This is a genomic window from Flavobacterium anhuiense, assembly GCF_001705175.1.
Taxonomy (GTDB): Bacteria; Bacteroidota; Bacteroidia; order Flavobacteriales; family Flavobacteriaceae; genus Flavobacterium; species Flavobacterium anhuiense.
Genome location: NZ_CP016907.1, coordinates 1241061 through 1262307 on the forward strand (window position 1 = coordinate 1241061; position 21247 = coordinate 1262307).

The 21247-nt window shown below is 34.2% G+C and carries 17 protein-coding genes; 12 read left to right on the forward strand and 5 right to left on the reverse strand.

Annotation, left to right across the window (positions count from 1 at the left end):
- Positions 1–26 precede the first annotated feature (26 nt).
- The 6 genes from cdd to BB050_RS05245 all read left to right on the forward strand — a co-directional run bounded on the left by cdd (position 27) and on the right by BB050_RS05245 (position 7217).
- Complete coding sequence (gene cdd / locus BB050_RS05215; RefSeq protein ID WP_066032847.1) at positions 27–509, forward strand: cytidine deaminase; 483 nt, start codon at positions 27–29, stop codon at positions 507–509.
- Positions 510–668: 159 nt separating this feature from the next.
- Positions 669–1667, forward strand: a complete 999-nt coding sequence (gene pdhA / locus BB050_RS05220; RefSeq protein WP_008466667.1) for a pyruvate dehydrogenase (acetyl-transferring) E1 component subunit alpha — start codon at positions 669–671, stop codon at positions 1665–1667.
- A gap of 4 nt (positions 1668–1671) precedes the next feature.
- Entirely contained in the window at positions 1672–3315 is a 1644-nt protein-coding gene (locus tag BB050_RS05225; protein ID WP_066032848.1) for a dihydrolipoamide acetyltransferase family protein, read from the forward strand.
- Between the two features lie 91 nt (positions 3316–3406).
- Positions 3407–5254: a hydrolase/aminopeptidase gene (locus tag BB050_RS05230; RefSeq protein ID WP_066032849.1), complete on the forward strand. Its 1848-nt coding sequence runs from the start codon at positions 3407–3409 to the stop codon at positions 5252–5254.
- Between the two features lie 457 nt (positions 5255–5711).
- Positions 5712–6242 carry a carboxymuconolactone decarboxylase family protein gene (locus BB050_RS05240; RefSeq protein WP_066032851.1) on the forward strand — a complete coding sequence of 177 codons (531 nt, stop codon included), beginning with the start codon at positions 5712–5714 and terminating at the stop codon, positions 6240–6242.
- 96 nt (positions 6243–6338) lie between these two features.
- The gene (locus BB050_RS05245) at positions 6339–7217 is read left to right on the forward strand and encodes a helix-turn-helix domain-containing protein (RefSeq protein ID WP_066032852.1); all 879 of its coding nucleotides are present in this window, start codon (positions 6339–6341) and stop codon (positions 7215–7217) included.
- A gap of 47 nt (positions 7218–7264) precedes the next feature.
- On the opposite strand, the gene BB050_RS05250 is transcribed toward BB050_RS05245, so the two are convergent.
- Positions 7265–8506 carry a glycosyltransferase gene (locus BB050_RS05250; RefSeq protein ID WP_066032853.1) on the reverse strand — a complete coding sequence of 414 codons (1242 nt, stop codon included), beginning with the start codon at positions 8504–8506 and terminating at the stop codon, positions 7265–7267.
- A gap of 113 nt (positions 8507–8619) precedes the next feature.
- Here BB050_RS05250 and BB050_RS05255 point away from each other — a divergent pair, with 113 nt between their 5' ends.
- Positions 8620–9201: a MiaE family protein gene (locus tag BB050_RS05255; protein WP_066032854.1), complete on the forward strand. Its 582-nt coding sequence runs from the start codon at positions 8620–8622 to the stop codon at positions 9199–9201.
- Between the two features lie 48 nt (positions 9202–9249).
- The gene (locus BB050_RS05260; protein WP_066032855.1) at positions 9250–12012 is read left to right on the forward strand and encodes an AsmA-like C-terminal region-containing protein; all 2763 of its coding nucleotides are present in this window, start codon (positions 9250–9252) and stop codon (positions 12010–12012) included.
- Positions 12013–12105: 93 nt separating this feature from the next.
- On the opposite strand, the gene BB050_RS05265 is transcribed toward BB050_RS05260, so the two are convergent.
- From BB050_RS05265 to rplU, 3 genes are all read right to left on the reverse strand, one after another.
- A complete protein-coding gene (locus BB050_RS05265; RefSeq protein WP_236940422.1) occupies positions 12106–13392 on the reverse strand; it encodes a hypothetical protein in 1287 nt (428 codons plus the stop codon).
- A 140-nt stretch (positions 13393–13532) separates the two neighbouring features.
- The gene (rpmA, locus tag BB050_RS05270) at positions 13533–13793 is read right to left on the reverse strand and encodes a 50S ribosomal protein L27 (protein WP_008466657.1); all 261 of its coding nucleotides are present in this window, start codon (positions 13791–13793) and stop codon (positions 13533–13535) included.
- Positions 13794–13817: 24 nt separating this feature from the next.
- Positions 13818–14261 (reverse strand): 50S ribosomal protein L21, encoded by a 444-nt coding sequence (rplU, locus tag BB050_RS05275; protein WP_008466656.1) that lies wholly within the window; start codon positions 14259–14261, stop codon positions 13818–13820.
- Positions 14262–14534: 273 nt separating this feature from the next.
- On the opposite strand from rplU, the gene BB050_RS05280 reads away from it, so the two are divergent.
- A complete protein-coding gene (locus BB050_RS05280; RefSeq protein ID WP_066032857.1) occupies positions 14535–15857 on the forward strand; it encodes a M16 family metallopeptidase in 1323 nt (440 codons plus the stop codon).
- Positions 15858–15869: 12 nt separating this feature from the next.
- Entirely contained in the window at positions 15870–17918 is a 2049-nt protein-coding gene (locus BB050_RS05285) for a M16 family metallopeptidase (protein ID WP_066032858.1), read from the forward strand.
- Positions 17919–18065: 147 nt separating this feature from the next.
- Here the strand turns inward: BB050_RS05285 and BB050_RS05290 are convergent, their stop codons facing one another.
- On the reverse strand, positions 18066–18932 hold the full coding sequence (locus BB050_RS05290; RefSeq protein ID WP_066032859.1) for a DMT family transporter: 867 nt from the start codon (positions 18930–18932) through the stop codon (positions 18066–18068).
- A gap of 102 nt (positions 18933–19034) precedes the next feature.
- Between BB050_RS05290 and BB050_RS05295 the strand changes: the two genes are divergently transcribed.
- Both BB050_RS05295 and BB050_RS05310 read left to right on the forward strand, forming a co-directional pair.
- On the forward strand, positions 19035–19412 hold the full coding sequence (locus BB050_RS05295) for a heavy-metal-associated domain-containing protein (protein WP_066032860.1): 378 nt from the start codon (positions 19035–19037) through the stop codon (positions 19410–19412).
- A 1267-nt stretch (positions 19413–20679) separates the two neighbouring features.
- Positions 20680–21237: a hypothetical protein gene (locus BB050_RS05310; RefSeq protein WP_066032863.1), complete on the forward strand. Its 558-nt coding sequence runs from the start codon at positions 20680–20682 to the stop codon at positions 21235–21237.
- Positions 21238–21247: the final 10 nt, after the last annotated feature.

The window sequence follows — 21247 nt, forward strand, 5'->3', positions numbered from 1 at the left end:
TTGGATTTTTTTTCCCTTATAAACAGATGAAAGAAATCAATATAACCTCTTCATTTACAATATTTGACAATTTAAATGAACTTCCAGCCGAAATTCAGAATTTAATGAATCAAGCTGTAGAAATCAGAAAAAAAGCTTATGCACCTTATTCAAAGTTTAAAGTTGGCGCTGCTTTACTTCTAGATAATGGAAAAGTTATTTTAGGTTCCAATCAAGAAAATGCGGCTTATCCTTCTGGACTTTGCGCTGAACGAACCGCTATTTTTTATGCGGGAAGCGCTTATCCTGAAGCAAAAATCTTGAAAATGGCAATTACAGCAGCTTCAGACACCAATCAGACCACTGCTCCTATTCCGCCTTGCGGATCTTGCCGGCAATCAATAGCAGAATATGAGATAAAACAAGACACTCCTATAGAAATCTATTTTATGGGAGAAATTGGCGAAGTTTACAAATCTTCATCTTTGAAAAACTTACTCCCTTTGATGTTCGACAAAAAGTTCTTGTAAAAAAAAGCCAAAAAGTAGTCATTTAATTTTAGTTCTTAAATGTAATGTCTTATTTTTGCATCCCGACCTTTCGGGCGCAAATTTGTGGGAGGAAACTATTTTGCGTTACAGGCACAATAATCGATAACACAAACAACTTTAGCAAAAGAAAGAATTCAGATGAAAGAAGTTACAAAAGAGGTATATTTAAAGTGGTATGAGGACATGCTGCTTTGGAGAAAGTTTGAAGACAAACTTGCAGCATTATACATCCAACAAAAAGTTAGAGGTTTTCTACACCTATATAATGGTCAAGAAGCTGTATTAGCTGGCGCATTGCACGCTATGGATTTGACCAAAGACAAAATGATCACTGCTTACAGAAACCACGTTCAGCCAATCGGTATGGGAGTTGATCCTAGAAACGTAATGGCAGAACTTTTAGGAAAAGCAACAGGGACTTCTAAAGGTATGGGAGGTTCTATGCACATTTTCTCTAAAGAACATGGTTTTTATGGTGGGCACGGAATCGTAGGTGCTCAAATTCCTGTGGGAGCTGGTATTGCTTTCGCAGACAAATATTTTAACACTGGCGGTGTTACCTTAACTTATTTTGGTGACGGAGCTGCTAGACAAGGTTCTCTTCACGAAGCTTTCAATATGGCAATGTTATGGAAACTTCCAGTTGTGTTTATCGTTGAAAACAACGGTTATGCAATGGGAACTTCTGTAGAAAGAACTGCAAACCACACTGACATCTGGAAATTAGGTTTAGGTTACGAAATGCCTTGCGGACCTGTTGACGGAATGAACCCTGTAAAAGTTGCTGAAGCAATGCACGAAGCTATCGAAAGAGCTCGTCGCGGAGATGGACCAACTTTCCTTGAAATGAAAACGTACCGTTACAGAGGACACTCTATGTCTGATGCACAATTATACCGTTCTAAAGAAGAGGTTGAAGAGTACAAAAAAATCGACCCAATTACTCAAGTTCTTGATGTAATCTTGGATCAAAAATATGCTACAGAAGAAGAAATTGAAGTAATTGATCAAAGAGTTAAAGACTTGGTTGAAGAATGTGCGAAATTTGCTGAAGAATCTCCATATCCAGACTTACAACAATTATACGATGTAGTATACGCACAGGAAGACTATCCATTTACACCTCATAAATTATAATATCATGGCGATTAAAGTAACTATGCCTCGTTTGAGCGATACTATGACTGAAGGAACGGTAGCAACTTGGCTTAAAAAAGTAGGCGACAAAGTAAGCGAAGGTGATATCTTAGCTGAAATTGAAACAGACAAAGCAACAATGGAGTTCGAATCTTTTAACGAAGGAACTCTTTTACATATCGGAATTCAAGCTGGAGAAACTGCTCCTGTTGATTCATTATTAGCAATCATTGGTAAAGAAGGAGAAGATATTTCTGCTCTTTTAGCTGGTGGTGGCGCTCCAGCTGCTGAAGCTCCAAAAGCGGATGTTCCTGCTGCTGAAGCAAAAACTGAAGCTGCTGCTCCTGCAAAAGCTGCAGCTGAATTACCAAAAGGTGTTGTAGTAGTAACTATGCCACGTTTAAGTGATACAATGACAGAAGGTACAGTAGCAACTTGGTTGAAAAAAGTTGGTGATACTGTAGCTGAAGGAGATATTTTAGCAGAAATTGAAACTGACAAAGCTACTATGGAGTTTGAGTCTTTCAATGCTGGAACATTATTATACATCGGAATTCAAGAAGGAAGCACTGCTCCTGTTGACAGCTTATTAGCTATCATCGGACCTGCAGGAACTGACATTTCTGGAGTTGCTGATAACTTTACTGCTGGTGGCGCTGCAACTGCAAGTGCTCCTGCTGCTGAAGAAACAAAAGCTGCTCCTGCTGCTGCGCAAGCTACAGAAGCTGTTGCTGAAACTTCAAACGGAGGAAGAATTTTAGCTTCTCCATTAGCTAAAAAAATTGCTTCTGATAAAGGAATTCAATTAAGCCAAGTTAAAGGATCTGGAGAAAACGGAAGAATCGTAAAAAGCGATATCGAAAACTTTACTCCATCTGCTCAGGCTCAAACGACTGCTTCAGCACCTGCTGCTAAACAAGAAGCATCTGCTCCTGCTGCTCCAAAAGTATTTGTTCCTGCTGGTGAAGTTTACACAGAAGAGATCAAAAATTCTCAAATGCGTAAAATCATTGCAAAACGTCTTTCTGAATCTTTATTCACTGCGCCTCACTACAACTTAGTGATCGAAGTAAGTATGGACGAAGCTATGCAAGCTAGAGCTGCTATCAACAGCGTTCCAGATACAAAAGTATCTTTCAACGATATGGTAATCAAAGCTTGTGCTTTAGCATTGAAAAAACACCCAAAAATCAACTCTACTTGGAAAGAAGATGCTATCATCATCAACCACCACGTAAACATTGGTGTTGCTGTAGCTGTTGAAGATGGATTAGTTGTTCCTGTATTGAAATTTACTGACGCTATGAGTTTATCTCAAATTGGAGGTTCAGTGAGAGATCTTGCTGGAAGAGCTAAAAACAAAAAATTGGGACCACAAGAAATGGAAGGAAGTACTTTTACAGTATCTAACCTTGGTATGTTTGGTATCACTGAATTCAATTCAATTATCAACCAGCCAAACTCTGCAATCCTTTCTGTAGGTGCAATTGTTGAGAAACCAGTAGTTAAAAACGGTCAAATCGTAGTTGGAAACACAATGATGTTATCATTAGCTTGCGACCACAGAACAATTGACGGTGCAACTGGCGCTCAGTTCTTACAAACATTAAAACAATACATCGAAAGCCCAGTTACAATGTTGGCGTAATCGTTGTTAATTTTATAATTAAATCCCATTTTGTTTATTCAAAATGGGATTTTTTATTTAATTTTCATCCTCAAATTCAAAACCTCGCAAAATGAAGAAACTAATTCTTGTCGCTTTATTTCTGACAGCAATTGCCTGCCAGAAAAAAGAGAAAACAGAAAAAACTGCTGCTGTTACAGACGAACACAGTTACTCTAAACCAGAACTCGCTGTTGCAAAACATCTTGATTTGGACATCAAAGTTGATTTTGACACTCAGACCATTTCAGGAAAAGCATCTTGGACAATTGACAACATCAGTAAAGGAAATGAAATTATTTTCGACGAAAACACTTTAAATATTACCAAAGTAACTTTAGGCGACGAAGAAAAAGAAACTAAATTCGAGCTTGGAAAAGACACAGAATTTCACGGGAAACCGCTTCATATCACTATTGAACCCAACACGACTAAGGTAAACATTTACTACAACACCACTAAAGATGGTGTTGCACTACAATGGCTTAAACCAGAACAAACTGCAGACAAAAAGAAACCTTTTGTTTTCTCTCAAGGCGAAAGCGTTTGGTCTAGAACTTGGATTCCATGTCAAGATTCGCCAGGAGTTCGTTTTACTTACAATGCAAAAGTTACGGTTCCGAAAGATTTATTAGCGGTTATGAGCGCTGTAAATCCGCAGAAGAAAAATGAGACTGGAGTTTATACTTTCAAACAAGACAAAGCAATTCCTTCTTATTTAATGGCAATTGCAGTTGGAGACATCGAATTTCAGGCAATAGACAAAAGAACTGGAGTTTATGCAGAACCATCTGTTTTAAAAAGCGCTGCTTATGAATTTGCTGAGCTAGGCAAAATGGTAAATGCAGCAGAAAAATTATACGGACCATACAGATGGGGACGTTATGATGTTTTGGTTTTACCTCCAAGTTTCCCTTATGGCGGAATGGAGAATCCGAACTTGACTTTCTTAACTCCAGGAGTGCTTGCTGGAGATCGTTCGCTAACAAGCTTATTAGCACACGAATTAGGACACAGCTGGAGCGGAAACTTAGTTACAAATGCCACTTGGGATGATATTTGGTTAAACGAAGGTTTCACTACTTATGTTGAACACAGAATTGGAGAAGCAATCTTCGGAAAAAAAGAATTTGACATGCAAAACGTTATCACCAACAAAGAATTGGTTGATAATGTTGCTGAATATGGAGATACAAATCCAGATACAAGATTAAAAGTTAGTTTGACAGGAAGAAATCCTGACGACGGAATTAGCATGATTCCTTATGTAAAAGGATACTCTTTTTTAAGAGTTATTGAAAATGCCGTTGGACGCGATAAATTTGATCCGTTTATCAAAAATTATTTTGATTCTCATGCTTTTCAATCTATCACAACAGAAGATTTTGTAAAGTATTTAAACGAAAATCTTATCAAAGGAGATAAAGCTTTAGCAGATAAAATCCAATTAGACAATTGGATTTACAAACCAGGAATTCCATCAAACATCGTTCCTGTAAGTTCAGCAGAATTTGACGCAATTGATGCCATCCAAAAAAGCTGGAGAGAAACTGGCGTTGCAGGTTTAAGCAAAAAAATCACAACTACTGCCGAAAAACAGCATTTTATAGATCATCTTCCAGCTGATATTACAGCAAAAGAAATGGAAGCAATTGACAAAGAATTCAACTTTACTAAAGGAGGTAATTTCATTATTAAACGCCAATGGTTTGTTCAGGCAATTCGTCATCAATACAAAGCTGCTGATCCTGCAATTGAGCAATTCTTAATTGGAAGCAGCAGAACTGGATCTATCATGATGCTTTATAAAGAAATGGTCAAAACTCCAGAAGGAAAAGTTTGGGCTAAAAAAGTTTTCGATAAAGCAAAATCTGGTTATCACGCAACAACAATTCAAGATGCTGCAAGTGTTTTGGAATAGTTTTTTCAAAATTATAACTCTAAAAAGAGGCTGTTCTTTAGGAACAGCCTTTTTTTTACGCCTTATTTGTCATTTCGACGAAGGAGAAATCTTCACAAGAAGCTCGAGAGATTTGATTTTCGTTGCGGAGTTACTTGCGAAGATTTCTCCTTCGTCAAGATTGCGTGAATTGTTTGCAGAATTTCTAAGTGCGATCCTTCCTTCATCTGGATGACAAACTAAACGAAAACAATCTTATAAAAACGAGAGCCCTAGCCCCGATAGAAGTGGAAATCCTTTTGTGCCGGGGTTCGGCACAAAAGATTGGAACGGATAGCGGGAAATAGCTCCTAAAAAAACCTCAGGGAAAATTGTCCATTACATAGCGTACATTCTCCATGTTCTAAAATCTGCAATCGTTGCAACTTTGTAATGTCAAAAGACAACAACAAATAACAACTTTAAAAAATTAAATAAAATGGCACGATTAACAGCATTAAACCCAGAAGAAGTAACAGGAAAAACTAAAGATTTATTCAACGCAGTTCAAGCAAAATTAGGCGTTGTACCAAACATGATGAGAACAATGGGGAATTCTCCAGCGGTTCTGGAAGGATATCTAAACTTAAGTGGCGCTTTGAGCCACGGAAAATTAAGCGCGAAAACTGGTGAATTAATCGCTTTAGCAGTTTCAGAAAGCAACTCTTGTGATTACTGTTTGGCAGCACACACTTTTATTGGAGAAAAATTAGTAAAAGCAGATCCAGCAGTTTTAAAAGCAGCAAGATCTGGAAATTCTGAAGACGCAAAAACAGAAGCGATTTTACAACTGGCTAAAACATTAATCAGCAAAGGCGGTTTAGTAAACGATGAAGATGTAAATAAAGCTAAAAATGCTGGAGTTTCTGATGCTGAAATTGCAGAAACTATCGGTCACGTAGCTTTAAACGTTTTAACAAACTACTTTAATAATGTAGCAAATACTGAAATAGACTTCCCAACAGTTTAATCAAGATTTACACATTTACTATAACAAAAAACAATTTATAAAGATAGCTACGGATTTATTTCATGGCTATCTTTATGCTTTAAAAAACAAAAACTCATGAGTTCTCAAAATGTTTTTACTTTAATCAATCCGCAAAACGGGAATTTGGCTTTTAAAATTCTCCCTTTTGATGACAACAGCCATTTCGACCATTTACAGCGCAACAATTATTATTCTTTGATTTGGGTCACTAAAGGAAAAGGCAAAGTAAAAGCTGATTTTGCAGAACATCATTTTGAAGAAAACTCACTTCTCGCCTTTTCTCCGTATCAGCCTTTTATGCTTTGTGTAAGCGAACCGATTGAAGGAATTGCCATTCATTTTCATCCTGATTTTTACTGCATTCATATGCATCAAAAAGAGGTTTCGTGCAATGGTGTTTTGTTCAATAACATTTACCAACCTCCATATGTGCAAGTTACAGAACAAGCTTCGCAAACTTTTAATATGGTTATTGATCAAATGAAAGCTGAAATTCAAAACGCAGAATTGGCACAATATGAATTGCTAATTTCTTATTTAAAGATTTTTCTAATTACGGCTTCAAGGCTAAAAACAGAGCAATTGGAAGAAATGAAATCGGTTCCAGATTCAAAAGAGCCTTTCATTCTTCAAAATTTGAAAGATGCCATAGAACTGAATTTCAAAACCAAACATTCAGCCGGAAATTATGCCGAATTATTGAATATTTCTCCAAAAGCATTAGCGAAATTGTCTAAGAATTATTTCAATAAAACTTTAACTGATTTAATTTCGGAAAGAATTATTATTGAAGCTAAAAGAGAACTTTATCTAACCAACAAAACTGTAAAAGAAATCGCGTACGAATTAGGCTATGACGATGAGCATTATTTCAGCCGTTTCTTTAAGACGAATGCCGATGTTTCTCCTCAAATGTATCGTGAAACAGTAGGTTTTGGCAAAATGGATGCTTAAAGTTTGAAGTCGCAGTTTATCAGTAATCACAGACCTGAAAACTGAGACTATTTATTCTTCGCTTCAATCCATTTGGACATATACATTGTACTTTTAAACGCATGATGCTGCAGCAGATTTCCCATAAAATTGTGAAGACGATGACTTTTGGAATCAATCAAAAGAGAATTTACCAATGAAATTAATTCATTTGAGTAATTACTTTTCTGATAACATTTATTGATGATTTCGATTCCGGTTTTTTGAGACTGCTTCCAAAGATTTTCATTTTGATACAGCGCAATAGCTTTTTTAGCAAATTCTACTGCATCATCTTCAATACAGCCATTCCAAGGCAGACCGCCGTGCATAGCTTCAGAACCAACAGATGTTGTTGCGCTTGGCGTTCCGCATTGCATAGCTTCTAATAATTTTCCTTTCAGACCTGCTCCAAAACGAATTGGCGCTAAAACTACTTTGGCATTTTTCACAATTTCATTAGCATCTTCTGCCCTTCCCATAATGAAAAACCCGTTTTTAGGCTGATGCAACTGCAATACTTTTTGCGAAGGATAAGCACCATAAACCTTCAAAACTGCTTCTGGAAAATCTTTTTTTATAGTAGGCCAAATGGCTTCTTTTAGATATTGAACGGTATTCCAATTGGGCTCGTGAAGAAAATTTCCAATAAAAACAAAATCATTTCGGTTTTCAAAAGAAGGCAATTGTAGCAAATCTTCTTCGTTCATTTCATCAACCAAAAAAGGAAGATAAAAGAGTAAATCCTCATTGATTTTAAAAACCTCTTTCAGAATATTCATTTCAAATTCTGATATAATCAAAGATAAATCGCAACGTAAAATACTGGCAATTTCTCGTTTTGCTACTTCTTCAGACAGTAAATCCTGAAGCTCAAAAGCTCGATTTTCTTTAAAAGCTTTTTGCCTTGCGGTTCGCAGACAATGCAAATCTTCAGTATCTAAAATTCGGATTGCATTTGGGCATTTTTCAACAACTCGCCAACCAAACTGTTCTTCGACCATAAAACGATCAAATAAGACAACATCTGGATTTAATTCGGCTACAAAATCATCAAAACTTGAAGAATTAAGTTCGATGCTTTTTTTTATTACTCCAAATTCAGACAAATCAACCATAAAATCGCTGTCCTGAGCCGCACTTGCAAATGTGATTTCAAATCCATTTTCCTTAAAAATAGAAATCAATTGCATCATTCTTCCGCCTGCTGCAGAAGACTTTGGCTCGGGCCAGACAAACCCAACAATTAAAAGTTTTTTTATTTGATTCATAAACTTTGTTTCACATTACAAAATAATGCTTTTTTCCGCGGATTTGCACCCAATTTCCTGAAATTCGGTCGCAAAAAAACACTAATTTTGCAAAATCTAAATGCTGGGAAATTATGTTGGGATTAAAATTAGCTACAGACCCTCGCTGGGTAAATATCGTTGAGTCAAATATCGAAGAAATTTTAACGGATCACGCCTGGTGCGAACAAAAAGCGGCTTCAAACGCGATTAGTATCGTCACTTACAACTCTGAAATCGAAGAATTGGTAACCGAAATGCTTGAAATTGCCAGAGAAGAACTGGAACATTTTCAGATGGTTCATAACATTATAAAACAACGCGGACTTACTTTGGGACGCGAAAGAAAGGATCATTATGTAAATGAACTTTTCAAATTCATGAAAAAAGACGGAAGCAGAAGAGACGCTCTCTGTGACCGATTATTGTTTTCGGCAATGATTGAAGCCAGAAGCTGCGAACGCTTTAAAGTGCTTTCGGAAAATATAAAAGACGAAGAATTGGCTAAATTCTACCGCGATTTAATGATTTCTGAAGCAGGACATTACACTACTTTTTTAGGATTTGCCAGAAAATATCAAGACAATATTGACATTGATAAAAGATGGAAGGAATGGATTGAATATGAAGGTTCTATCATTACCAATTATGGTAAAAGTGAAACCGTTCACGGATAAATTATATTCTTTTTCAATTCTATTTTAATATAAAAACCACAATTCGCTATGCAGAAAAATAAATCCAGATCAATCGTTTTTAAAATTGCGAAGTATACCGGAATAACCTTTGCGGTAATTATCGGATTATTATTTTTAACGCCTATCGTCTTTGAGGATCAGATTAAAGAACAAATTAAGAAAACGGCTAACGAAAGATTAAGTGCTGAACTGAATTATTCTGATGTTTCGGTGTCATTTTTTCACCATTTTCCATCACTTACCTTGACCTTAGACAACTTAAGTTTGAATGGTTCGGCTCCATATACCAACGAAAAATTCATTACCGCAAAAGAGGTTTCTTTCGGAATAAATGTAGCGAGTCTGATTTTCAGCAAATCGGTAAAAATTGATCAGATTTATTTATCAGATTCTTTTATAAACGTAAAAGTAAATCCGGAAGGAGAAGCGAATTACAACATCTACAAATCACAAGAACAAGCTTCTAAAGCTAAAGACAGCAGTGATGCAGCGCTAAAACTAGAACGAATCGAAATTTTAAACAGTAAAATTGTTTATGATGATAAATCGACTAAAGTCCATTTTGACGCATACGGATTTAACTATTTAGGAAAAGGAGATTTAAACAAAGCTGTTTTCGATTTATATTCTAAAGCGAACATCGAAAAATTAAATATCGTCTACGAAGACGAACCATATTTAATGAACAAAAAGATCGATGCTGATCTGATTACAAAAGTAAACATCAACTCGCTTTCTTTCTTTTTCCAGCAAAATAACCTTAAAATCAATCAGCTTTTGGTCGATTTTAAAGGGAAATTCGATATTTTGAAGGACGGCTACAATATGGATTTCGTTATTAAATCCAATAACAGCAAACTTTATGACGTCTTTACAGCATTGCCTCCAAAATACATTACATGGCTTTCTAAGACAGATTTAAAAGGAAACACAGATTTGCTGTTAACTTTAAAAGGAAAATATATTACTTCTGAAAACATTGCGCCAGATTTAGATTTGGATGTAAAAGTAACTGACGGTTTTGTTAATTATAACAAAAGCGCATTTCCAGTTTCAAATTTGAATTTAGACATCAAAACAACTGTCCCTTCTCTAAACCCAGATTTAGTAATTGTTGACGCAAAAAACTTATCGCTAAACATCAATCAGGATTATTTAAAATCGAAATTCTTGATTAAAGGCATAAACACGCCAGATATTAATGCTGATTTTAAAGCTAAAATTGATCTTGAAAAATTAATCAAGGCACTTGGGATTCCTGATATTGAATTAAAAGGGACTTTGGCAGGCGATGTAAAAGCAAACGGAATCTTTGATCAAAAAAACAAACGTTTTCCTGTTACAAATGGAGTTCTTAATTTGGACAATGGATATTTAAAAACGCCATATTATCCAAATCCTATTACCAATATTACAATTAAATCGAAAATAGAAAACCAGAAAGGAACATTTGCCGATTTAAAAGTAAACTTAACGCCAACTCAATTTACTTTTGAAGGCAAACCTGTTTTTGTACAGGCCGACTTAAGCAATTTTGACGATTTGACTTATGATGTAAAAGCCAAAGGCGAATTGGATATCAGCCGAATTTACAAAGTTTTCTCGCAAAAAGGTCTTGATCTTGATGGTTTTGTAAAAGCTGATGTATCTTTAAAAGGAAAGCAAAGCGATGCCGAAAAAGGAAATTACAGCAAATTAAACAATAAAGGAACGCTCGAATTAAGAAATATCGGAATTGCTTCTGAATACCTCCCAAAGAAATTTATTATCAAAGAAGGAATTTTTAAAATCAATCAGGATAAAATGTCTTTCAATAATTTCCTCGCCGCATACGGGCAATCTGATTTTAAATTGAATGGATATTTACAGAATGTTTTCAATTACGTAATGACTAATACAGGCGTTTTAAAAGGTTCTTTTAAAGTTACTTCTCGATATATAAATGTTGACGAATTCATGTCGAGCGTAGATCCAAATACATCTGTAACACAGACTTCTGCTCCTAAGAAAGAAGCAAAACCATCTGAAAACACTCAGACTGGCGTTATCATTATTCCAACCAATTTGAACTTACAGTTGATTGCCAATGCTCAAAAAGTATATTTTGACAAATTAAATCTTCAAAATGCAACTGGAAATCTAACTATGAAAAATGGCAAATTGACCATGCAGAATACTGGCTTTAATTTAATTGGATGCAATGTATCTATGAATGCCAATTATCAAGCTGTAACGCCACAAAAAGCCAATTTTGATTACGCCATCAAAGCAACCGATTTTGATATAAAACGAGCGTATAATGAAATCGAAGTTTTCAGAAAAATGGCAAGTGCCGCAGAAAAAGCGCAAGGAATTGTTTCATTAGATTACCAGCTTAAAGGCCGTTTAAACGGAAATATGGATCCTGTTTATCCTTCTCTTATTGGTGGCGGCACTCTTTCTGTAAAAGATGTAAAAGTTAGAGGTTTGAAAATGTTTAATGCCGTAAGCAAGCAAACCAATTCTGAATCGATGAAAAATCCCGATCTTTCTAAAGTGGACATTAAAACAACGGTTAAGAACAATATTATAACGGTAGACCGCTTTAAATTTAAGTTTGCAGGCTTTAGACCAAGAATTGAAGGCACAACAAGCCTAGACGGAAAACTGAACTTAAAAATGCGCTTAGGATTGCCTCCTTTTGGCATTTTCGGAATTCCATTAACGGTTACCGGAACTCAAGATAATCCGAAAGTAAAAGTGGGCAAGAAAACAGAAGATCTGGAAGAAACTAAGGATACTGAGGAATAAATGTTTTAAATTCCAAATTCCAATCACACGAAAAATCTTTATAGTCTTTGTCAAAGTTTAAAACTCTGACAAAGGTTTTTCTTTTACAGATAACTAAGCTGCAAATATTTGCTTTGAAACAAACAAAATCCCTTTACCCATCAGCCACAATAGTAAAGCTAAACCAAGAAGTTTCCAAGCCCAGCCTTTTCCTCTTTTCCCAAAAGAAAAAGCTTCCATGTACTTTAGTATTATAAACAAAGTTGATCCTATAATTGTAAACCAGATCACTTCATTTAAGTGAAGATAAAAACCGTACATAAAAACGGCGCTAAAAAACAGAAGCGTAACTAATTGTATAAAATAATAGTTTCTTAAACTGTATTTATGATTCATTTTTAATGATAAAATTAAAAATGACAATATCAATAAACCAATTAGAGCCGAGATAATATTATAAAAAATAAGATTTTCTTGCAGTGCCAATACTATCATGACAATAACCGTAACAACAGTGCAAGCCGCAAGAGAATTAACGCTTCTGTCTCTATCATCTTCTTTATAAAAGGGAAATAAAACAGGATAAATATATTTTTCTAAGGAACGCCAGAAAGGCAAAGCATAAACCGCAGCAATTCCAGACAAAACTACTTCGTAATTATAAAAAATATCGGCAGGAACTTTATACAGCACATATAAAAGTGCAATTGTAACTATAAAAACCGGAAAACATATCGTTTTTATGGTTTCCCAAGAATCTTTGCCCCAAAAATTATTTTCTATTTCATAAGCATACTTCTTAATCCAGTATTCTTTTGTAAACAAAGCCGTAGACTGACTCCATAACAAAAACAAGCCTAGATGTATAATTACGGTCCGCAATACAAATTCTTCAACAATACAGCCATAAATTACACAAGCTGCTCCAATTAAAAGCAATTCAAGAGTCAGTAAAACCGGTGAAAACAAAATCCTTACTATAGGAGCCAAATGATTCACCAAAAATCGAATTAGTAGACTCCAATATTTTTTAAACAAAGCAATAACAGCACAAATAGCTATAAATGCAGAAAGATAAAACATCCAATTGGTTAGCAATTGCGTCTGCATCCACAATTGAACAGCAGAATCTTTTTGCGAAGTATAAACAATATCTGAATTTAGAAAAATCTCTTTTGCTAGCTCATCTCTTAGATTATTACTTAAATCAGGAAGTTCATTTTTATGCGCATTCCAAAACTTATTTGTATTGAAACCATTCTTTTTTAGAACTTCAAATTCATACAGAACATTTTTCTTCTTATTGCTTAAAACACTCAAATGAATAGCAACACTATCTGATACAACTTTACCGTAAGTGCTTATACAGAACAAAAGGGCAAATAAGAATATTTTTTTCAACTTATAACATTTAAAAAGTTTGAAGATATCCAATTATCCCCAATTTTACAAATGTAAGTTTTTTACTTAACGCAATGTGTTGAAAATAAAAAACCCGATCTTTACAGAACGGGTTTTTTATAAAAAGTAATCTATGATTATTATGCCTCGAATGGGATAATAGATACATAAGATTTGTTATCTCTTTTCTTTTGGAACTTAACAACTCCATCAACTTTAGCATGTAAAGTGTGATCTTTACTGATGTAAACGTTTTCACCTGGATTGTGTTTTGAACCTCTTTGTCTAACGATGATGTTTCCAGCAATAGCAGCTTGACCACCATAAATCTTAACGCCTAGACGTTTTGATTCTGATTCTCTACCATTCTTCGAACTACCGACACCTTTCTTGTGAGCCATGACGTATGAGTTTAAATATTGTTATTATTCTTTAGTAGTCTCTTTTTTTGCTTTTGGAGCTGCTTTTTTTGCTTTTGGAGCTGCTTCTACTTCTTCAGTAGCTGCTGCATCTTCTGCTACAACTGCTTTTTTAGCTGCTGCTTTTTTTGTTCCTCCTGCTGCAGTAATACCTTCAATTACAATTTGAGTAAGATATTGTCTGTGACCATTTCTTTTTTTGTATCCTTTTCTTCTTTTCTTTTTGAAAACGATAACTTTATCTCCTTTTAAGTGTTGTAACACTTTAGCTTCTACTGAAGCACCTTCTATAGCTGGGGCGCCTAAAGTTACATTTCCATTGTCATCTAACAAAAGAACTTTGTCAAAAGAAACTTTTGAACCTTCTTCGTTAGCTAAACGGTGAACATAAACCTTTAAGTCTTTGCTTACTTTAAATTGTTGCCCTGCTATCTCTACGATTGCATACATATCAAATTGATTTATTGAATTTTAAGGTTGCAAATATACAACTAATAATTTACTATGCAACCCATAAAAGCAAAAATATTTTCTGCTAAAAAATCCTTGTTTTTCAAGCAGTTCCGCACAGAAAACAAAATTAATTTAAAGTAAAAGATTGTTAAAATAGCATTTATTTGAAAACAATTCTGCAATACATAACTAAAAAAAACTATTTTTGATGTAACTAAAATCAACTCTTGTCTACCTACTATTGTTGATATTTTAAAATTATTAATCTTTATGAAAAAATCAATAATGATGTTAAGTGCAGCATTAATGCTTGGCGGAGTGGCTCATGCCCAAAAAGTAGCTTTTGAAGAATACGATTTAGACAATGGATTGCATGTCATTTTACACAATGATCCGTCTGCTCCTGTTGTTATCACCTCGGTAATGTACCATGTTGGATCAAAAGACGAACGTCCGGACCGAACAGGTTTTGCACACTTCTTTGAGCATTTATTATTTGAAGGAACTCAGAATATAAAACGCGGGGAATGGATGAAAATCGTTACCGCAAATGGTGGAGTTAACAATGCTAACACTTCTGACGATAGAACGTATTATTATGAAGTTTTTCCCTCTAACAGCTTAGAGCTTGGCTTATGGATGGAATCTGAGAGATTAATGCATCCTATCATCAACAAAGTTGGCGTAGATACACAAAATGAAGTTGTAAAAGAGGAAAAAAGAATGCGTTACGACAATCAGCCGTATGGAAATATTCTGGCAGAGGTTAAGAAAAACATGTTCAAAAATCACCCTTATAGATGGACGACTATCGGTTCAATGAAAGATTTGGACGCGGCAACTCTGGAAGAATTTCAGGCTTTTAATAAAAAATTCTACACACCAAACAATGCCGTTTTAGTGGTTGCCGGAGATTTCGAAAAAACAAAAACAAAAGAATGGATTCAGAAATATTTCGGACCAATTCCAAGAGGTGAAGAAGTTAAAAAGCAAACTTTTACTGAAGAGCCAATTACACAAACCATTAAGGCTACTTACGAAGATCCGAACATTCAGATTCCGATGATTGTGGCTTCGTACAGAACGCCTTCAATGAAAACTAGAGACGCTAGAGTATTAGACTTAATTTCTTCTTATTTGAGTGATGGGAAAAGCTCTAAACTTTACAAAAAAATAGTTGACGATAAAAAAATGGCACTACAGATTGGCGCAGTAGGATTTAGCCAAGAAGATTACGGAACATACATTCTTTACGGCCTGCCGATGGCTCCCTACACCATTAATGATATTTTAAAAGAAATGGATGAGGAAATTGTAAAAATCCAAACCGATCTTATTTCTGAAAAAGATTATCAAAAATTACAGAACAAATTCGATAACAATTATGTAAACGCCAATTCAAGCGTGGAAGGAATTGCAGAAAATCTTGCTTCGTATTATTTACTTTATGGAGACGTTAATTTGATCAATACCGAAATCGACATTTATCACTCGATTACAAGAGAAGAAATTAGAGAAGTTGCCAAAAAGTATTTGAACCCGAATCAGCGTTTGATTTTAGATTATATTCCAGCAGCCAAATCTCAAAACTAAGAATATCGAATCATGAAAAAAATACATACTTTTTTAATCCTTATTTTCCTAACTGGAATTATGCAAGCACAAGATCGTCCACAACCCAAACCAGGAAATGCCCCAGTAGTCAACATCAAAAAACCTCAGACCTTTGTTTTAGCAAACGGTATGAAAGTTTTGGTTGTTGAAAACCACAAATTGCCAAGAGTGAGCTATACACTTACTTTAGATAATGCTCCATTTACTGAAGGAAATAAAAAAGGGGTTGATGAATTAACTAGCAGCTTAATCGGAAACGGAACCAAAAAAACAACTAAAGAAGCTTTTAACGAAGAAATTGATTTTTACGGAGCTAATATCAATTTCACTTCTCAAGGTGCTTATGCAAGTACATTATCAAAATATTCGGGACGTGTTTTAGAACTTTTGGCAGAAGGAGCCTTACAGCCAAATTTCACTCAGACAGAATTTGACAAAGAAAAAGCAAAACTTTTGGAAGGATTAAAAGCCGACGAAAAAAGCGTTCCTGCCATTTCAAATAGAGTCGTAGATGTTTTGGCTTTTGGAAAAAATCATCCAGCAGGAGAATATCTTTCTGAAGAAACTGTAAAAAATGTTACGCTGGCAGATGTTCAAAACAATTACAATACTTACTTTGTTCCAGAAAATGCTTATTTGGTGGTTATTGGCGATGTAAAATTTAAAGAGGTAAAAACAGCTATTGAAAAATTATTCAGCGGATGGAAAAAACAGGCAGCGCCAAAAAACACTTATCCAAATCCGACGAATGTTTCAAATTTACAAATAGATTTTGTTGACGTTCCAAATGCCGTTCAATCTGAAATTTCATTGGTGAATACTATTAATTTAAGAATGAGCGATCCTGATTTTTTCCCAGCAGTTATTGCTAATCAAATTTTAGGAGGCGATTTTAACAGTTATTTAAACATGAATCTTCGCGAGCAGCACGCATGGACTTACGGCGCAAATTCAAGCATTGGAAGCGGAAAATATGTGACTAAATTCAAAGCGTCTTCGGCCGTTAGAAATACTGTTACAGACAGTGCAGTTGTTCAGTTTGTAAAAGAAATTAAAAGAATTAGAACCGAAAGAGTTGATCCAGAAGTTTTAAGAAACGTAAAAGCAGGTTATATAGGAAGATTTGTAATGCAGGTTGAAAAACCTCAAGCTGTTGCACGTTATGCCTTAAATATTGAAACAGAAAAACTTCCTGCTGATTTCTACGAAAAATACATTCAAACCATCAATAACGTAACTGCTGATGATATTTATCGCGTTGCCAACAAATACTTTTTATTGGACAATATGCGAATTGTTATTGTTGGAAAAGGATCTGATGTTATTCCTGGTTTAGAAAAACTTCAGATTCCGATTTCGTATTTCGATAAATACGGAAATCCAGTTGAAAAACCATCAGCAAAAAAAGAAGCACCAAAAGACATTAGTGCAAAAACAGTTTTTGAAAACTACATTAATGCTATTGGCGGAGAAAAAGCAGTTACAGCCGTAAAAACATTATACATGAATGGTTCCACAACAATTCCGCAAGCTCCTACTCCATTAACTTTTACATCTAAATTAGATTCAAAAGGAAAAATGATGGTTTCGCTTTCTATGGGAACAATGAATTTAATGAAACAGGTGGTTAATGAAAAAGGCGCTTACGTTGAACAGCAAGGGCAAAGAAAAAACCTTGAAGGCGAAGATTTAGCTGAAATGAAAGCCAATGCAGCTCCTTTTGAAGAATTGCAGCTTGTAAAAAGAACCGATCTAAAAGTAGAAGGAATTGAACCAATTAACGGAAGCGATGCCTATGTCATTAAAGACGGCAAAACAAAATATTATTACGACGTTAAATCGGGATTAAAAACAGCTGAATCTAAAGTCCGAGAACAAGGCGGAAAATCAGTTGAACAAATCACTAATTTCAACGATTACAAAGAAGTAAAAGGCGTTAAAGTTCCTTTTAACTTAGTTCAAAATGTTGGTTTTGAATTGGATATTAAAATGTCTGATATTAAGATTAACGAAGGAGTTTCTGAGAAAGATTTTTTATAAGACGCTAAGATACTAAGGTACTAAGATTTTAAGGCTTTGTCAAAGTTCGAAACTTTGACAAAGCTTTTTTATTTCATCATGTTTGTCAGGCTGAGCGGAGTCGAAGCCAATCCACTTACTCATAATTTATAATTCATAATTCAAAAATCACTTCTTAGCCGACAGATAAACCCCAATCAAAATAATAAAAGCACCAACAGACTGAATTGGCGTTAGGAATTCATTATCTAACAATCCCCAGAAAAAAGCAACTATCGGAATCAAATACGTCACTGATGTTGCAAAAACTGGCGATGACATCTGAATCAATTTAAAGAAGAGAATATTCGCGATTCCTGTTCCTAGAATACCTAAAATTGCCACAAAAAGTATAGAATGTTGCGTTTCTGCAAAATGTATTTTCTGGCTGATATCGGTTGTGCTTAAAATGATTAATGCAGGCAAAAGCAAAACCGCAAAATTTCCTGTTGTGATACTCACCGAATTTAAATCGTGTAGATATTTTTTAATCAGATTGACGTTGATGGCGTAGCTAAGCGTTGCTATAACCACCAATAAAACATATAGATAATTTTGAGTTCCGCTCTCAGAATCTCCACTTAAAACCAAAAGCAGACATCCTAGAAGTCCAACAAAAACGCCCAAAACTTGTCGTTTTTGAAATTGAATTCCAAATGCTATAATTCCTAAAACCAAAGTATTTAAAGGCGTTAGCGAATTTAAAATCGCCACAATAGAACTATTTACCTGAGTTTCTGCAATAGCAAAAAGATACGCTGGCATAAAAGTTCCGAAAAGCGAAGTTATGGCAACAAATTTCCATTGACGGCGTGAAATCTTTTTTAGACTATTAAACCCTACAATTAGCAAAAACAAAGCGGCAAAAATGATTCGGAACGATCCTACTTGAACAGCGGTTAAACCAACCAATCCTTTTTTGATCAGAATAAAAGAGCTTCCCCAAATAAGAGAAAGAATCGCTAAGTAAATCCACTTTAACTGTTTTGTTTCCATAAATCGAATTTTACTGCAAATTTGTAATTATTTTACGAACTGACCTCTCTCTTTTTATTAATTTTGCAAACAAGTAATTAGCAATCTAAAATTTAATATATAATGAAAATTTCAAAAATCTTATTCGCTGCAGCAATCACCGGTTTAGTGTTCGTTGGCTGTAAAAAAGCAGAAGACAAAAGCCTTGAAGTCGTAAATAAAGAAAAAAGTGCTCCAAAAGAACACAAACCAATCGCAGCTGAAAATCTTCAAACTGCAAGCTTTACAATTGACGGAATGACGTGTGCCGTTGGATGTGCTAAAACCATCGAAGAAGAATTAGCAAACCTAGACGGAGTTGAAAAAGCAACAGTTGATTTTGACAAGAAAACAGCAACGGTAAGTTTTGACAAAACAATTCAAAATCCAGAATCTTTAACTAAAGTGGTTCAAGAAACTGGAGATGGTAAAACATATAAGGTTTCAAATTTTAAGTCTTAAATTCTAAATTAACAAACTTCAAAAGGCGCTCAAATTTGAGTGCCTTTTTTTAATTTATATTTGTTAAAAATTAGAAAATATAAAGTTCTCCAATCTACATGCTAAACTATATTTACATGCTTTTTTTCTTGTCACTAAATATTTATATTTATGTGTATTTAAATAAAGTGTCAAAACTAAAACCTGTTTTTCATTTCTTGATAACATCAATATTTGTAGTTATAATTTTATTACATGAGCTAGAGTTTATAACATTCAAAATAACAAGGCCTCAATTTAATCGTATATTCTTTTTTAGTTATATGCTAATCCTTTTCTATTTTTTCAATAAACTGCTCATCCGTGAAATTGCAAAAAAACAATCTTTTAATGCCTTTAACACTTTAATAGTTTCTACAATTGAGAGAGGGATTTTTTTGAAATTCATTTTTCTAGTCAGTTCTATAATACAATTACAGATAATTTACAAACTGAAACAATTATCAAATCTTTAATTATACACGAGCGAGACGCTCGCGCTAGCGAGGGAATTGGTGGCCGAGGCGAAATACATGTCGAGATTCCAGTTAGAAAAATAGCCAATTTTCTTAATGATCAATTAAATTAAATTTTATAAATAATGTCAGTAAATTTCATATTAACCGTAGTATACGGTTTAGTAAATTATCTAATCTTAAAAAAAATAATATTAAATGATTATTTTAGTTATAAAAATTTTTTCCTAATAAGCGTTTACTTTTTTCTATTCTTATTTTTAATAAAGTTTTTTTACTTTGATGAGTATATAAAACAGCCCAACGCAAAAAAAATAAAAATAATTTATTTAACCTTAATTAGCTATGGAATCATTTTTTTTAATGCTATAAAATTTCTATTTGACGAAGCATTTACAAACTATATACAGAACTTTAATATTAAAAAACTTAGCCAAACAAAAGAGAAAAATTATAGAAGAGCACAGTCTATTATTGCTTTTTCTTGCATAAGTACTTTGCAGCTTTTTTACATTTGGAAATCATAATTATAATACAAGACAAAAAATAATATTAATATCTAGAATAATATGCTGAAAAAATATTCCCGATAGCGCGGATTTGCAATCCGTGCCCGCAGCAATGAGACACGATACAGAATATTAAATATAAAAGCGTTCGGGTTAATATATTATTTTTGAAACGCTCAACTGTTGCGCTTACTAAACTTTGTCGGCACAGATTGCAAATCTGCGCTAACAGACGGATAGTGGTACAATTATAAACCCATAATTATGAAATTACAAGAGTTAAAAAACAAATATGAAGCAAGCGTATTTAATGAGTTATCAGACGAAAGTTTAGTGGAAAAAGCAGCTGAATGGGAGTACCATTCGGCTATTCATCTAAATGGAATAATAGCAATTGGATGGCTTTCAGATGATAATATTTTGCTGATTAATGCAGATGGAATTTTTATTTATGATATTCTTAAAAAGAATATTATATTTAGTGATTATGAGAATTCATTTAAAAAAAGTATATCTGATGATAATCTGACTTTTTTTGTTCAGAGTAAGTCTGAAACTGTATTTGTTTTTGGATTAAGGGGTGGTGGTGGAAATTTATTAACAAAAGATAATATATGGAAAATAGAAGTTGTTGATATTACTTGGAACATTAAGGTGCCAACACTCTTAAATTACAAGACTGCAGAAAAATATTTTTTAGAGTTGCAACAAAATAGTTACGAGGGAAATAAATATTTAGGATTCTCAAAGTCAGAAAATTATTTTCTAATTATGGGAGATGGCGGTGTTGACATTTTTTCCAGATTACCTAAATTACAATGAACCAGATAGC